This is a genomic window from Novosphingobium silvae (genome assembly GCF_009856825.1).
Taxonomy (GTDB): Bacteria; Pseudomonadota; Alphaproteobacteria; order Sphingomonadales; family Sphingomonadaceae; genus Novosphingobium; species Novosphingobium silvae.
The window spans coordinates 265,920-279,175 of sequence record NZ_WVTD01000003.1 but is presented as its reverse complement, the minus strand read 5'-3'; the positions used below and the strand labels follow the sequence as shown (position 1 = coordinate 279,175).

14 protein-coding genes are annotated in these 13,256 nt (G+C 66.7%); 7 read left to right on the top strand and 7 right to left on the bottom strand.

Features of this window, described 5'->3' with window-relative positions:
• Nucleotides 1-81 precede the first annotated feature (81 nt).
• The 6 genes from secE (at nucleotide 82) to GR702_RS06300 (ending at nucleotide 4,493) form a co-directional block, all read left to right on the top strand.
• Nucleotides 82-276 carry a preprotein translocase subunit SecE gene (gene secE, locus GR702_RS06325; RefSeq protein WP_160985115.1) on the top strand — a complete coding sequence of 65 codons (195 nt, stop codon included), beginning with the start codon at nucleotides 82-84 and terminating at the stop codon, nucleotides 274-276.
• A gap of 22 nt (nucleotides 277-298) precedes the next feature.
• Nucleotides 299-835, top strand: a complete 537-nt coding sequence (nusG, locus tag GR702_RS06320; RefSeq protein ID WP_160985114.1) for a transcription termination/antitermination protein NusG — start codon at nucleotides 299-301, stop codon at nucleotides 833-835.
• Nucleotides 836-1,014: 179 nt separating this feature from the next.
• Nucleotides 1,015-2,130, top strand: coding sequence for an acyltransferase family protein (locus GR702_RS06315; RefSeq protein WP_160985113.1), 1,116 nt, complete (start codon nucleotides 1,015-1,017; stop codon nucleotides 2,128-2,130).
• A 191-nt stretch (nucleotides 2,131-2,321) separates the two neighbouring features.
• Complete coding sequence (rplK, locus tag GR702_RS06310) at nucleotides 2,322-2,753, top strand: 50S ribosomal protein L11 (RefSeq protein ID WP_160985112.1); 432 nt, start codon at nucleotides 2,322-2,324, stop codon at nucleotides 2,751-2,753.
• Nucleotides 2,754-2,757: 4 nt separating this feature from the next.
• Nucleotides 2,758-3,459 carry a 50S ribosomal protein L1 gene (gene rplA, locus GR702_RS06305; RefSeq protein WP_160985111.1) on the top strand — a complete coding sequence of 234 codons (702 nt, stop codon included), beginning with the start codon at nucleotides 2,758-2,760 and terminating at the stop codon, nucleotides 3,457-3,459.
• Between the two features lie 185 nt (nucleotides 3,460-3,644).
• Nucleotides 3,645-4,493, top strand: a complete 849-nt coding sequence (locus GR702_RS06300) for a TauD/TfdA dioxygenase family protein (RefSeq protein WP_160985110.1) — start codon at nucleotides 3,645-3,647, stop codon at nucleotides 4,491-4,493.
• A gap of 53 nt (nucleotides 4,494-4,546) precedes the next feature.
• Here GR702_RS06300 and GR702_RS06295 read toward each other — a convergent pair whose 3' ends face one another.
• From GR702_RS06295 to rimO, 3 genes are all read right to left on the bottom strand, one after another.
• A complete protein-coding gene (locus GR702_RS06295; RefSeq protein ID WP_337192537.1) occupies nucleotides 4,547-5,137 on the bottom strand; it encodes a hypothetical protein in 591 nt (196 codons plus the stop codon).
• Complete coding sequence (locus tag GR702_RS06290) at nucleotides 5,127-5,888, bottom strand: competence/damage-inducible protein A (protein WP_160985109.1); 762 nt, start codon at nucleotides 5,886-5,888, stop codon at nucleotides 5,127-5,129. The genes GR702_RS06295 and GR702_RS06290 overlap by 11 nt, the downstream gene beginning before the upstream one ends.
• A 1,052-nt stretch (nucleotides 5,889-6,940) precedes the next feature.
• Nucleotides 6,941-8,320: a 30S ribosomal protein S12 methylthiotransferase RimO gene (gene rimO, locus GR702_RS06285; protein ID WP_160985108.1), complete on the bottom strand. Its 1,380-nt coding sequence runs from the start codon at nucleotides 8,318-8,320 to the stop codon at nucleotides 6,941-6,943.
• Between the two features lie 159 nt (nucleotides 8,321-8,479).
• On the opposite strand from rimO, the gene GR702_RS06280 reads away from it, so the two are divergent.
• Nucleotides 8,480-8,872 carry a DUF1761 domain-containing protein gene (locus GR702_RS06280; protein ID WP_160985107.1) on the top strand — a complete coding sequence of 131 codons (393 nt, stop codon included), beginning with the start codon at nucleotides 8,480-8,482 and terminating at the stop codon, nucleotides 8,870-8,872.
• Here the strand turns inward: GR702_RS06280 and GR702_RS06275 are convergent.
• The 4 genes from GR702_RS06275 to serS are packed head-to-tail and all read right to left on the bottom strand — an operon-like array spanning nucleotide 8,864 to nucleotide 13,192.
• A complete protein-coding gene (locus GR702_RS06275; protein WP_160985106.1) occupies nucleotides 8,864-9,919 on the bottom strand; it encodes an NAD-binding protein in 1,056 nt (351 codons plus the stop codon). The genes GR702_RS06280 and GR702_RS06275 overlap by 9 nt on opposite strands.
• Nucleotides 9,920-9,929: 10 nt before the next feature.
• Entirely contained in the window at nucleotides 9,930-11,093 is a 1,164-nt protein-coding gene (locus tag GR702_RS06270; RefSeq protein ID WP_237449578.1) for a LysM peptidoglycan-binding domain-containing M23 family metallopeptidase, read from the bottom strand.
• The gene (gene surE, locus GR702_RS06265) at nucleotides 11,093-11,857 is read right to left on the bottom strand and encodes a 5'/3'-nucleotidase SurE (RefSeq protein WP_160985105.1); all 765 of its coding nucleotides are present in this window, start codon (nucleotides 11,855-11,857) and stop codon (nucleotides 11,093-11,095) included. The genes GR702_RS06270 and surE overlap by 1 nt, the downstream gene beginning before the upstream one ends.
• A gap of 54 nt (nucleotides 11,858-11,911) precedes the next feature.
• Nucleotides 11,912-13,192, bottom strand: a complete 1,281-nt coding sequence (gene serS, locus GR702_RS06260; protein WP_160985104.1) for a serine--tRNA ligase — start codon at nucleotides 13,190-13,192, stop codon at nucleotides 11,912-11,914.
• Between the last annotated feature and the right edge of the window lie 64 nt (nucleotides 13,193-13,256).

Sequence of the window (13,256 nt, the reverse complement as noted above, 5' to 3'; positions counted from 1 at the left end):
TGGCCCCTAGCCGGAAGACACGAGAATTTCGCGCCCGGACCTCCCCCGGGCATCGGCAAGCGACGAGAGAGCGACGTAAAGATGGCCAAGACTACTCCCGGCGAATTCATGCGCCAGGTCCAGGTGGAAGCGCGCAAGATCCACTGGCCCTCGCGCCAGGAGACGGTGACGACGGCGATCTTCGTCGGCATCATGACTGTGCTGCTCGCGACGTTCTTCCTCGGCGTGGACGCGCTGTTCGGCTGGATCGTCAGCTCGCTGCTGTCGCTGCTGTGATCATCTAGGACAAGAGACTAAAATGGCCCGCTGGTACATCATCCACGCCTACTCCGGCTTCGAGAACAAGGTGAAGGAATCCATCCTCTCGGAAGCCGAGCGCATGGGTCTCTCGCAGCTCGTCGAGGACGTGCAGGTCCCCGCCGAGACCATCACCGAGGTGAAGCGCGGCAAGAAGGTTCAGGTCGAGCGCAAGACGATGCCCGGCTACGTCCTCGCCAAGCTGCACCTGAACGACGACGTCTACCACCTCGTCAAGAACACGCCCAAGGTCACGGGCTTCCTGGGATCAAGCGGCAAGCCGCAGGCCATCAGCGAGAGCGAGGCCGCGCGCTACTTCGGCGCTGCCGAGGCCGCCGCCGCAACCCCGCGCAAGACCGTCAACATCGACTACGAGATCGGCGATTCGGTGAAGGTCCTCGACGGGCCCTTCGCCAGCTTCAACGGCATCGTGGAAGAGCTCGACTTCGACAAGAACCGCGTCAAGGTGGCGGTCTCGATCTTCGGCCGCGCAACGCCGGTCGAGCTTGAGTTCGAGCACGTCGAACTCAGCAAGTAAGCGCTCGGCGCCGGGACTTTCCCGGCAGTTTCGGCCTTTGAACCGCCTCGCTAGCCCACCCGGCTCGCGGGGCGGTTTGCGTTTGGGCGCCAGTCCTGGCCTGCGCTTGCCTTCCTCGAACGCTCCGCATCGGCGCGGGAGAAGCGCGGTGTTAACCACTGGCGTGGCAAGCCGGGCGCATGATCAAGGCCAGACATCAGGCAGGCGGCGAAAACGGCGGGGATGCGCGGGGACATGCCGCGCCCCCTCTTGGCGCACCCCGGCTTGGCGCTCCGCGGCTTGGCGCGCTAGACGGGTTGCGGGGCGTGGCGGCGTGCGGCGTCGCGTTCCTGTACCATCCGCTGCTCAAGGCCGACGCGCTGATGTCGGGCGACCCGCCGCTGCCGCTGCGATGGCTGCGCGAATGGGGCTGGACCTTCGTCGACCTCTTCTTCGTCATTTCTGGGTATATCTTCGCGCATGTCTACCTTGCACGCGGGGGGCTGCGCCGGGAAGACATGACTGGCTTCGCGGTGGCCCGGGTCGCGCGGCTCTACCCGTTGCACCTGCTGATGCTGCTGGTGTCGGCCGCCATGTTCGCCGGGGCGGACGACAACACCGCCCTCGCGTTCCTGGGCCACCTGTTCATGCTGCAGGGGTTCGTGGGCGAGGTGAGCCATACGTTCAACGCGCCGTCCTGGTCGATCTCGGTAGAAATCGTATGCTACATCGTCTTCGTGCTGGCCGCCGTCCGGGGGGATCGGATCCTGCGCTGGGTGACGGCAGGGGCGATCGCGCTGGCCCTTGCGCATTTCGTGCTGCGCGGACTTCCCGGCGGGCCGAGGATGTTCGACAGCCTGCCGCGCGGAGTGCTGGGCTTCTTCGTGGGCCAGGCGCTATGGCGTTGGCGCGCCGCCCTGGCGAAAGTCCCGGCCGCGTTGCTGGTCCTGGGGCTGGCGGGCGGGCTCGCCATCGACATGGGGCAGGGCAGCTCAATCCCGCCTATCACGCTGCTGGCCTGGCCCTGCGCCCTGTGCCTCGCATTGCGGATGCCCGCCGTGGCAAGCGCCCCGATGCTGTGGCTGGGCGACCGCAGCTATGCGATCTACCTCATCCACTTTCCGGTGCTGCTGGTGTTCCTGCCTTCGATCCAGGGCGCGGCGGGCGGCGCGCAGGCGGCAGCGCTCGTCCTTGCCTACACAGCGCTTGTCCTACTGCTGAGCGATCTTGCCTATCGCCGCTTCGAACTGCCCGCGCGCCGAGCCATCCGCGCAGGGTGGGAGCGACGCGGGAGCATGGACGCCGGGCTCGCCTGAGGGCTCCCTGACGGCCTTGCGAAACGCGCTTCCCTTTTGCGGCGCTTTCCTATAGGGGCGCCCCCTTCGGACTGGCTTTCGGCCCGTTCGATTCCCTGCGGGAGGGCTCTTGCAGCCCGTTGACCGCTAGACATGAGCGTCGGTCCGGTAGTTCCATCGCCCGGCGCGACAGTGTGAAAAGGAGTGGCCCCATGGCCAAGAAGATTACTGGTTACATCAAGCTGCAGGTGCCGGCCGGCAAGGCCAACCCCTCGCCGCCGATCGGTCCGGCGCTGGGTCAGCGCGGCGTGAACATCATGGAATTCTGCAAGGCGTTCAACGCGTCGACGCAGGAGCTCGAGAACGGCATGCCGATCCCGACCATCATCACCGTCTACGCCGACCGCAGCTTCACCTTCGTCACCAAGACGCCGCCCGCCACCTTCCTGATCAAGAAGGCTGCCGGTCTCAAGTCGGGTTCGAAGGAGCCGGGCAAGGTTTCTGCCGGAACGATCAAGCGCTCGCAGCTGTCCGAGATCGCCCAGGTCAAGATGCCCGACCTCAATGCCAACGACATTGAAGCGGCAACGAAGATCATCGAAGGCTCCGCTCGCGCGATGGGCCTCGAAGTGGTGGAGGGCTGAGAACATGGCCAAGACGACCAAGAAGCAGAAGTCGCTGAACGAGAAGCTGGGCGACAACACCAAGCTCTACGCCGTGGGCGAAGCGCTGCAGGCCCTTCGTGACCTCAAGACCACCAAGTTCGACGAGACCATCGAGGTCGCGCTGAACCTGGGCGTCGATCCGCGCCACGCCGACCAGATGGTCCGCGGCATGGTCTCGCTTCCCGCCGGAACCGGCAAGGAAGTGCGCGTCGCCGTGTTCGCCAAGGGTGACAAGGCCGCCGAGGCTCTCGCCGCCGGTGCCGACAAGGTCGGTGCGGAAGACCTCATGGAAGACATGCAGGCCGGCAACCTCGACTACGACCGCATCATCGCCACCCCGGACATGATGGGCGTCGTCGGCCGCCTCGGCAAGCTGCTGGGTCCCAAGGGCCTGATGCCGAACCCGAAGCTGGGCACCGTCACCCCCAACGTGACGCAGGCCGTGAAGGACGCCAAGGGCGGCCAGATCGAGTTCCGCGTCGAAAAGCAGGGCATCATCCACGCCGGCATCGGCAAGATGTCGTTCTCGGACGAGGACCTGCAGAAGAACTTCACCGCATTCGTCGATGCGATCGTCAAGGCAAAGCCGTCGGGCGCCAAGGGCAAGTATGTCCGCAAGGTCTCGATGTCCTCGTCGATGGGCCCGGGCCTGAAGATCGACACCACGGAAGTCACCGGCGCCTGATCCTTCAGGACGGTTGAACGAGATCGGGGCCGGAGGGGAAACCTTCCGGCCCTTTTCGTATGAGCGCGGCGCCCGCCCCGGCGGTGTGTTCCCGCGATGTGGGCAGGCCCATTTACGGGCGTCGTGTTCCGGTGTACGTCTGCACTGTACACATGTTCAGCAACACCTCCGGGAGAGGCGGCCACATGGCTCTGGGTTTCGAAGACATCAAGCAACACATCGGCTCGCGCGTCGCCTGGGACGATCGTACCGACCTTTTCACACCCGAGGCGGCACGCGCGATCCGGGCCAAGGTCGAGGAGCGCACCGTGCTTGTCTTCCCTGGTGCCAACCTCACCGACGCGGAGCAGCTCGCGATCACCGACGCCATGGGCGAGAAGGTGCGGCTCACCGCGCGCAACAACGTCCAGTCCAACGACGAGGACGTCTACCAGGTCACTCTGGACGAGAAGATCAACCCTCAGCCCGAATATGTGCTCGGCACCTTCTTCTGGCACATGGACGGCATCACCGTGGACATGCCGCCGCCCTTCGCGACGCTGCTGTCCTGCCGGATCGCGCCCGACCGGGGCGGAGAGACCGAGTTCGCCAGCACTTATGCCGCCTATGAAGGCCTTCCCGAGGAGGAGAAGCGCGCGCTTGAGGGGCTGAAGGCGGTGCATTCGGTACGAGCCAGCCTTTCCCCCATAGCCGACGCCATCCCCGAAAAGCACCGCGAGAAAGTGCTGGGCATCGGCCTCGTGAAAGAACATCCGCTGGTCTGGACGCACGAGTCCGGCCGCAAGTCGATGGTCATCGGTACCACGGCCGACCACATCGTCGGCATGGAGGTGCCAGCGGGCCGCGCCATGCTCATCCGGCTGCAGGAATGGGCCGCGCAGCCTGCCTTCTCGCTTCGGCACAAGTGGTCACAGGGCGACTTCGTGATCTGGGACAACACCGGAGCGATGCACCGCGCAGTGCCCTACGACAAGTCCACGGGCCGCATGATGCACCGCACGTCGATCGCCGGGACCGAGGCCGTCGCGGCCTAGGGCCACCCGGATCGGCATCTGCGGCAGAGGCCCTGGGTGTCGGTCAGCGCGATTTACCGGGGCAGGGGCTCCAGGTTCGCGGCGGTGTAGCACTCTACCAGATAGGCCAGCGGCGTTCCGTCCGGCAGCACGAGCATGGCCTCGTGCGTCGAAATCGTGTCGGCGGGGCAACCGCGGGCAGGCCCTGCCACGATCGACAGCGGGCGACGGCGGAAGCCGAGGGGGGCGACGACCTTGCCGAACGGCGCCTGGCTCGATCGCAGGGCCTCGTTCATTTCGCGAGAGAGGCGCGCGGGCACGTACCAGTTCCACGCCACGGACAGCACCGTCCCGCCGCAACTCAGGCTGACGTTGCGCAAGGTGACTGCTTCGCCGTCTTTCAGCTCGAGTTTGCGCGCCGGATCATGGTGGGGGCCGGGAGCTGTGGGAAGGCGGGTAGGAGCCTCGGCAGGAGCGAGGACGCGGGCGGTGACGGCGGCGGGGCGTGCGATCTGCCGCAGGGCGCACCATTCCTCGAGGGCAAGGGTGGCGCTATCGTGACGGCGCAGGACTGCCTCGAACTGAGCGAGGGTCGGCACGGGCGCCGGGGCGGGAACTGCGGGAGAGGCCATCAGCGCGAAAGCTGCGATAAGCTCAGATGCCACCCGGCACCGCCGGACGGTCCATCGCGGCGAGCCCTTCGCTCAGCGCCCGGACGCAGGCGGCAAGGTCCTGCGCATCGACCGAGCGGATGACGAAGTTGGCGCCGGTACGCCCCTCGCCCCAAAAGGGATAGGAGCCGATCTGGCAGGTCTCGAAGGCCTTTTCCGTGCGGCGCAGGAGATCGGCCACTTCGCTCTCGCCGACCCAGCAACCGATCGTCTCGGACAGGAGCGGCGCGCCGCCCTCGAGCTGGCCGGAGAGCGCATCCAGCATGCCTGCGGTGATGCTGGGCACGCCGGCCATGATGAACACGTTGCCCCAGCGGATGCCAGGCGCGCCGTTATAACGGTTGGGGATGAGAGCGGCGCCCTCGGGCGTGCGGGCCATGCGCAGGCGCGCCTCGGTCAGTCCGCCTCGGGTTTCGTAGTAATCCTCCAGGATCGCCTGCGCTTCGGGGTGGACCACCACCGGGACGCCGACCGCCTGCGCGATGGCATCGACGGTGATGTCGTCATGCGTCGGGCCGATCCCGCCGGTAGTGAAGAGATAATCGTTGCGCGCGCGCAGCAGGTTCACCGCCTCGACAATGGCGGCAGTGTCGTCTGCCACGACGCGGACTTCCTTGAGGCGGATGCCCTGCACCTGCAGCCAGGCTGCAATTTGGGCGATGTTCTTGTCGTGCGTGCGCCCGGACAGGATCTCGTCGCCGATGACGACAAGGGCGGCAGTGAAGATTCGCGCTGCGGTGGCCATGGGCTCACCGCTAGGACAATTGTACGAAGTTCGCCAGCCCACCCACGAGCCAAGTGACGCGTGCCTGTTCGCGCCGCCCATCGACGGCAAAAAGAAAGGGCCGGTCCGAGGACCAGCCCTGTATAAGTTTTGGGAGAGGATGCCTGAAAGGCCCGATCCTTATGTCGAAATCGGTGCTTTGCTGCAAATGCGAAAAGATTGGGCAAAGTTGCAAGGAATGCATCTAGGGCGCGAATGGCGCGGCCTGTCATCGCAACCGGCGTAATTTCGCTGTTTGAGCAGGTCGCAAGTAGCCTGCGAGAACCCCTGACGAGCCATCGTGATGGCGATTGCAGCGGACGCGCGAATATTCCCGCTGGCGAGTGCGGGCCTTATGCCGGGGAGGAGAGCGCTTTGGCGTTGGTACCCTTGACGGGTATCGGGCCGGCGTTCGGGGGCGGCCCGGTTTGGGGGTCGCCGAAGCGTGTGCGCCTTGCGAACGGCTGGAAAGCACAGGAACAGTCCAGCTCGACCCTCAGCGAAAGTGGCTCGGATCCGGCACGCGGGCTCGCGATAAGGTGCCGGCTCCACAGGTCCCGGGGGAAGCGCTCTCTTATCGGGAGCCGCGCCGTTTGCCCTGGACCCTGCCGCCTCGAAGGACGGCTCGTGAACCCTTCCGGTGCGGGCACAGGTGGGCTTTCATGCCCCCGGCGCCGGCCCGATGATCCGCTTGCCCTGTGTACCTCAGGGAGCGGATGCCGGAGCGTATAACCTATATGGTTCGGAAAGTCAAGCTGGCGGCCAGCATGGCGACGAGGGGCCCACCGGCATCCCGGCATGATCGCGCTCCCACGCCAGAGGCAAAGGAGCCCGCGGAGAATGGCCTGCCAGCTACGAGCACCTGCCGAAAATGGCCAAAAAAAGGGCCGGTCCGAAGACCAGCCCTATGAAAGTTTTGGGAGAGGATGCCTGAAAGGCCCGCTCCATATGCCGCCAGAGGCCGATTCCGGCAAACGCGAAAACCATTACGTCAGTTGCACGTCATGCAACAGTCGTGGTCCGTGCGCTGTGCGTCAACTTTGCAGAACGGCGCCAAAAAGGTCGTGCTCGTCCGCATCTTCTACAAGAACTTCAACGATATCACCGACTTGCAGGCCAGCAGCATCGCGCAGGAACACGTTTCCGTCGATCTCGGGAGCATCCGCTTCGGAGCGGCCCGTTGCACCGACGTCACCGTCTTCGTCGGGCTCGCCCACTTCGTCGATGATGACGGGCAGCACGCGTCCGACCTTGGCGGCGAGCTTGGCGGCGCTGATCGCTGCGGTCTTTTCCATGATGCGCTGGTAGCGCTCTTCCTTCACCTCTTCCGGCACCGGATCGGGAAGGTGGTTGGCCGATGCGCCTTCCACAGGCTCGAAGCGGAAAGCGCCCACGCGGTCGAGCTGGGCTTCGTCCAGCCAGTCGAGCAGGTACTGGAAGTCCGCCTCGGTCTCGCCGGGGAAGCCGACAACGAAGCTGGAACGGATGGCGATGTCAGGGCAGATCTCGCGCCACTTGCGAAGCCGGTCGAGCACCTTGGCTTCGTTCGCGGGCCGCTTCATCGACCTGAGCACCGAAGGCGCCGCATGCTGGAAGGGGATGTCGAGGTAGGGCGTCAGCAGCCCCTCGGCCATGAGCGGAATGACCTGGTCGACGTGGGGGTAGGGGTAGACGTAGTGCAGGCGCACCCAGGGCTTGCGGCCCTGCGAATCGGTGAGCCCGCCCAGCTCGCGGGCAAGATCGGTCATGTGGGTGCGCACATTCCGGTCCTTCCACATGCGCTCCTCGTGCCGCACGTCGACGCCGTAGGCCGAAGTGTCCTGGCTGATGACGAGAAGCTCGCGCGTGCCCGCCTGGACCAGCTTCTCCGCCTCGCGCAGCACCGCATCGATCCGCCGGCTCGCCAGCTTGCCGCGCAGCGAAGGGATGATGCAGAAGCTGCAAGCGTGGTTGCAGCCTTCCGAGATCTTCAGGTACCCGTAATGGCGCGGAGTGAGCTTCACTCCCGCCTCGTCGTAGGCTTGCGGGATGAGGTCGAGATACGGGCTCAGCTCGGGCGGGGCGGCCTCGTGCACGGCTTCCACGACGGCCTCGTACTGGTGCGCGCCGGTCACGGCGAGGACCTGCGGGAACCGGGCGCGGATCACTTCGGCCTCGTTGCCCATGCAGCCGGTCACGATGACCCTGCCGTTCTCGGCGATCGCCTCGCCGATGGCGGAGAGGCTTTCCTCCTTGGCGGAGTCCAGGAACCCGCAGGTGTTGACGAGGACCACGTCGGCGCCGGAATAATCCGCGCTCATCGTGTAGCCGTCGGCCCGCAGGCGCGTGAGGATGCGCTCGGAATCGACGAGCGCCTTGGGGCAGCCGAGGCTGACCATGCCGACTTTCGGCGGGGAGGGGAGTTCTATAGCCATGGGATTGGCGCGCCCGATACGCTCATTAGGCGCGGGAGTCACGAAAAAGCGAATCGGATGCGAATCGATTGCAGGCAAGAGCCTTGCTTGCCTATCGGATCGGCGCCTGCAACACCCCCTATGTTGAATGCACCGGTTGGAACATGAAGGGGTGTCGCGATGGGTCCTGTGAACTGGTTGGCCGTGGTGCTGGCCGCTGCCCTTGCGGTGGCGATCGGGATCGTCTGGCACGGACCGCTGTTCCGCACCGGGCGGCAATTGCTCCCAGGCCATTCCCAGCGGGCGGGGAACTATGCGGTGGTCGCCATGGTGTTCCTGATCAGCGCCGCCATGCTGGGCCACATGTTCGCCCGCATCGGCGCCGAGACGCTGGCGGTGAAGCCCTGGCTCTACTTCATGCAGACCGGCGGTGTCGCCGTCGCCTTCGTGGTCCCGGCCGTATGGCTGACCCATGTCCGCGGCCGCAGCGAGCCTGCGCGCCGCATGGTGGACTGCCTGTTCTGGCTCGTCGCCTACCTTGCCATGGGCCTGGTGTTCTGGCTTCTAGGCTGAGGCTTCCTGCTCGCACGAGGCGGCGACCTCGACGATGACGTCGCCCGCCTCGAGGACATGGGCCTCGGGCTCCCAGAACCCGATGGCGCGGCCGCCGCGATAGATGCGCACCCCCTTGCCGGTGCCGATCCGCTCCAGCGGCAGGCCGACTTCCTCGGGCTTGACGGGGCGCTCCACCAGCTGCACGCGGCCACCCACCGAGGCGAGGTCCGACATGTATTCGGCGATGTGCTGCCCTTCGGCCGAGCCCGCCAGCAGCAGGCCGGTGAAGCGCACCGGGTTGATGACGTTGTCCGCGCCCGCCTGGCGCGCCAGCAGCTCGTTGTCATCCGCGCGTACCACGGCAGTGATGGGGACCCCCGGGGCAAGGTGGCGCGCGGTGAGCACGATCAGGATCGTCGTGTCGTCGCGGCCCGCCGAAATGAGGATCGAACGCGCGAGCCCGACCCGCACGGCGGCCAGCGTCTCGTCGCGGGTGGCGTCTCCCTCAAGCACGTTGCACCCCACCTGCTCGGCCCTCCTGAGGCGCGCGGAGGAGGGATCGACGACGACGATGCACGAGGCCTGCGTGCCGCGCGCGATCAGTTCCTGCACGGCTTCCGACCCGCTGACCCCGTAGCCGAGCACGACGATGTGATCCGCAAGGCGTTCCTGGATGCGCTTCATGCGCCACGTCTCCCAGCTGCGCTTGATGATGAAGTTGTAGGCGGTGCCCACGAAGATGAAGATTACGGCGAAGCGGATCGGCGTGACGATCACCGCTTCGATCAGGCGCGACTTGTCGCTGACGGGCGCGATGTCCCCGAAGCCCGTGGTGGTGATCGAGATCATCGTGAAGTAGACGACGTCGAGGAAGCTGATCGCCCCGTCGTGCGTGTCCTTCAGGCCCTCCCGGTCGATCCAGTGGACCAGCACGACGATGAAGACGAGCGCGAAGGCTGCGCCGAGCCTCAGGCCGAGGTCGGCCCAGACGGGCAGGGCGACGGCGCGCCTCAGCGGCTTGGCCAATGAAGGCCGCGAGCGCCGCTTGGGCGGGAGGGCGCTCACCGGAGGAAGCTCATGGTGCTTTCGGGCGTTCGGGGGGCAGTTCCGCCAGGGGATCGACCGGCTTGCCGTCGCGCCGCACTTCAAAGTGAAGTTCGGCGCCCCGTGCGCGGCCGGTGTCCCCGACCAGGCCCACCCGCTCGCCCGCGGCCACTTTCGCGCCTTCCTTCACCGTGACCCGGCTGAGGAACCCGTAGGCGGTGTGCCAGCCGTTGCCATGATCGATGACGACAAGGTTGCCGAACTGCTCCTTTTCCGGTCCCGCGAAAGCGACGGTGCCGGCGGCGGCGGCGCGCACCATTGTTCCGCGCGGCGCGGTGATGTCGAGCCCATCGTGGTAATCGCTTCCGGCGCCGTCATAGCGGCGGCGTATCGGTCCGGCGACCGGCCAGGCGAAACGCGCGGCGGAAGCGGCGTTGGAGCTGGCCGCCGGGCGCGCTGCGGGCGGGACGGGAGAACGCGTCTTCACGCCCGCTGCGGCGGGGTCGAGCAAAGTCGGGATCAGCAGGTCCTGCCCGGCCTTCACCGGGGCTGCCGGGTCAAGGTTGTTGGCAAGGGCGATCTGCTCCCACGGAACGGCATAGTCCATAGAGATCGAAAAGCCGGTGTCGCCGCTCCTGACCGCATGGTGGCGCGTGCGCGGGATGCGCAGGACCTCTCCGACCCGCACGTCGAAGGGCGGCTGCAGGCCGTTCGCCTCGGCGATCAGGATGCGCGGCACTTTCGCGCGCGCCGCTATGCCGCCCAGCGTCTCGCCCGCCGTGACGCGGTGCGAAGTCTCGCTGGCAAGCCCGGGGGAAGTCGCCGGGGAAGGAGCGCGTGCCTCGATGACGCGCGCGGCAGTGCGCGCCGCCGTGCGGGCAGCCTTGCCCGCGGCGATGTCGGGGGGAGTATCCCCGCGCGCGGGCGCAAGGGGTTGCGCTTTCGGGCTCACCGCCGCCTTGCGCGGGATCGACAGCTTCTGGCCTGCCCGCACGACGAAAGGCTCCGCAAGCCGGTTCGCAGCCGCGATCTCCTTTGCCGACACTCCGGCGCGATTGGCGATTCCGTTCAGCGTTTCGCCCGGGGCGACGACGTGTACGCTCTCTCGCGCCGGGTTCGCCTCCTGCGCGAGTGCCGGGACAGCAGTCAGCAGCGCCCCGGCCAGCAGCATCCCGCGAAGACGAGCCGCGCGCATCACTGGCCGTAGCGCTCCGCCATGGCCTTGAGCGAGGCGTCATGCGTCAGGTCGAGGTGAAGCGGGGTCACCGCGATGTACCCTTCGGCGATCGCCTCGAGGTCGGTCTCGTGTCCGGGCGTATGCTCGATGCCGTGCAGGCCGAACCAGAAATAGGGGAAGCCGCGCGGATCCATGCCTTCCACCACCGAGCCCCGGGCATAGTCATGGAAGCCCTGGCGCACCACGCGAATGCCCTTCACCGCTTCGCCGGCAAGAGCGGGGAAGTTGACGTTGACCAGCGTGCGCGGGGCGAAAGGCTGGTCGAGCAACGGGCGCAGGACCCGGGCGCCCCATTCCTCGGCGGCGGAGAAGCTGACCGAATCGCCCAAACCTTCCCGCGAGTAGACCTGGCTCAGCGCGATCGAGCGCACGCCCGCCAGCGCGCCTTCCAGCGCCGCGGAGACGGTGCCGGAATACGTCACGTCGTCGCCAAGGTTCGCGCCGCGATTGACGCCCGAGAGGATGAGGTCGGGCGGGCCGGGAAGCACTTTCTTCAGGCCCATCGTCACCGCATCGGTAGGCGTCCCCGTTACCGAGAAACGCCGCTCGGCATGCTGGCGCAGGCGCACCGGGCGCGTGAGGGTTAGCGAGTGACCCGCTCCCGACTGCTCCTCGCTGGGCGCGCAGATCCAGATGTCGTCCGAAAGCTGGGCGGCGATCTTCTCCAGGACATAGAGACCGGGAGCGTTGATGCCGTCGTCGTTGGTGAGGAGGATACGCATGGAAGTGCCTTTAACCATCTTGTGCGAGGCCGTCGCCAGCGAAATGCGACCGGGTCAGCCGAGCGCTTCCAGCCTTTCGATCCCACCCATCCAGGGCCGCAGCACTTCGGGCACCGTCACCGAGCCGTCCTCCTGCTGGTAGTTCTCGAGAACTGCGACGAGCGTGCGGCCAACGGCAAGCCCGGAGCCGTTCAGCGTATGGACGAACTCGGTCTTTTTCGCGCTCTCGGGCTTGAAGCGGGCGTTCATGCGGCGAGCCTGGAAATCCCCGCAGTTCGAAACGGAACTGATCTCGCGGTAGGCCTGCTGGCCGGGCAGCCAGACTTCGAGATCGTAAGTGATGCGCGCCGTCGCCCCCATGTCCCCCGCGCACAGGAGCATCTTGCGATAAGGCAGGTTGAGCGCCTGCAGCACCGCTTCCGCCGAGGCGAGCATGTGCGCGTGCTCGGCCTCGCTTTCCTCGGGCCGGCAGATGGTGACAAGCTCCACCTTCTCGAACTGGTGCTGGCGGATGAAGCCGCGCGTGTCGCGACCGGCCGCGCCCGCTTCCGAGCGGAAGCAGGGGGTGAGCGCGGTCATGCGCAAGGGAAGGGTGGCAGGCTCCACGATCTGCTCGCGTACCGCGTTGGTCAGGCTCACTTCGGCGGTGGGGATCAGCCAGCGCCCGTCGGTGGTGCGGAACAGGTCCTCGGAGAACTTGGGCAACTGCCCGGTGCCATAGACGGCATCGTCACGCACCAGCAGCGGCACGTTGCACTCCATGAAGCCGTTACGGCCGGTCTGCGTATCGAGCATGAACTGGGCGAGCGCACGGTGAAGGCGCGCCATCTGACCCTTCAGGAAGGTGAAGCGCGCGCCCGAGAGAAGGGCGCCGGTCTCGAAATCGAGGCCGAGGGCAGGGCCGATGTCGGCATGCTCGCGAGGGGTGAAGGCGAAGTCGCGCGGCGTGCCCCAGCGCGATACCTCGAGGTTGCCGCTCTCGTCCGCGCCCTTGGGTACGGTATCGAGCGGGAGGTTGGGAAGGCCAGCGAGCAGGTCGTTCAACTTTGCCGCGGCTTCCTTCTCTTCGGTCTCGAGCGCGGGAAGGCTGTCCTTCAGGCTGGCGACTTCGGCCTTGAGCGCTTCGGCGGTGGCGGTATCGCCCTGCGCCATTGCCTTGCCGATCGCCTTCGATGCCTCGTTGCGGCGGTTCTGGCTTTCCTGCGCGCGGGTGGCGAGGGCGCGGCGCTGCTCGTCGAGCGCCACGATCTGGGAGGAGACGGGAGCGACCCCGCGGCGGGCAAGGCCGGCGTCGAAGGCTTCGGGATTTTCGCGGATCTGGCGGATATCGTGCATGGTCGCAGCCTATGCCGCGCACAGGTTGCGCCCGCAAGACGCCGCTGAAGGTTATGCCGCCGAT

Excerpts from the sequence above, each read along its gene's own strand:
- secE (WP_160985115.1), top strand. The coding sequence starts at position 82 with ATGGCCAAGACTACTCCCGGCGAATTCATGCGCCAGGTCCAGGTGGAA.
- nusG (WP_160985114.1), top strand. The coding sequence starts at position 299 with ATGGCCCGCTGGTACATCATCCACGCCTACTCCGGCTTCGAGAACAAG.
- GR702_RS06315 (WP_160985113.1), top strand. The coding sequence starts at position 1,015 with ATGATCAAGGCCAGACATCAGGCAGGCGGCGAAAACGGCGGGGATGCG.
- rplK (WP_160985112.1), top strand. The coding sequence starts at position 2,322 with ATGGCCAAGAAGATTACTGGTTACATCAAGCTGCAGGTGCCGGCCGGC.
- rplA (WP_160985111.1), top strand. The coding sequence starts at position 2,758 with ATGGCCAAGACGACCAAGAAGCAGAAGTCGCTGAACGAGAAGCTGGGC.
- GR702_RS06300 (WP_160985110.1), top strand. The coding sequence starts at position 3,645 with ATGGCTCTGGGTTTCGAAGACATCAAGCAACACATCGGCTCGCGCGTC.
- GR702_RS06290 (WP_160985109.1), bottom strand. The coding sequence starts at position 5,888 with ATGGCCACCGCAGCGCGAATCTTCACTGCCGCCCTTGTCGTCATCGGC.
- rimO (WP_160985108.1), bottom strand. The coding sequence starts at position 8,320 with ATGGCTATAGAACTCCCCTCCCCGCCGAAAGTCGGCATGGTCAGCCTC.
- GR702_RS06280 (WP_160985107.1), top strand. The coding sequence starts at position 8,480 with ATGGGTCCTGTGAACTGGTTGGCCGTGGTGCTGGCCGCTGCCCTTGCG.
- GR702_RS06270 (WP_237449578.1), bottom strand. The coding sequence starts at position 11,093 with ATGCGCGCGGCTCGTCTTCGCGGGATGCTGCTGGCCGGGGCGCTGCTG.
- surE (WP_160985105.1), bottom strand. The coding sequence starts at position 11,857 with ATGCGTATCCTCCTCACCAACGACGACGGCATCAACGCTCCCGGTCTC.
- serS (WP_160985104.1), bottom strand. The coding sequence starts at position 13,192 with ATGCACGATATCCGCCAGATCCGCGAAAATCCCGAAGCCTTCGACGCC.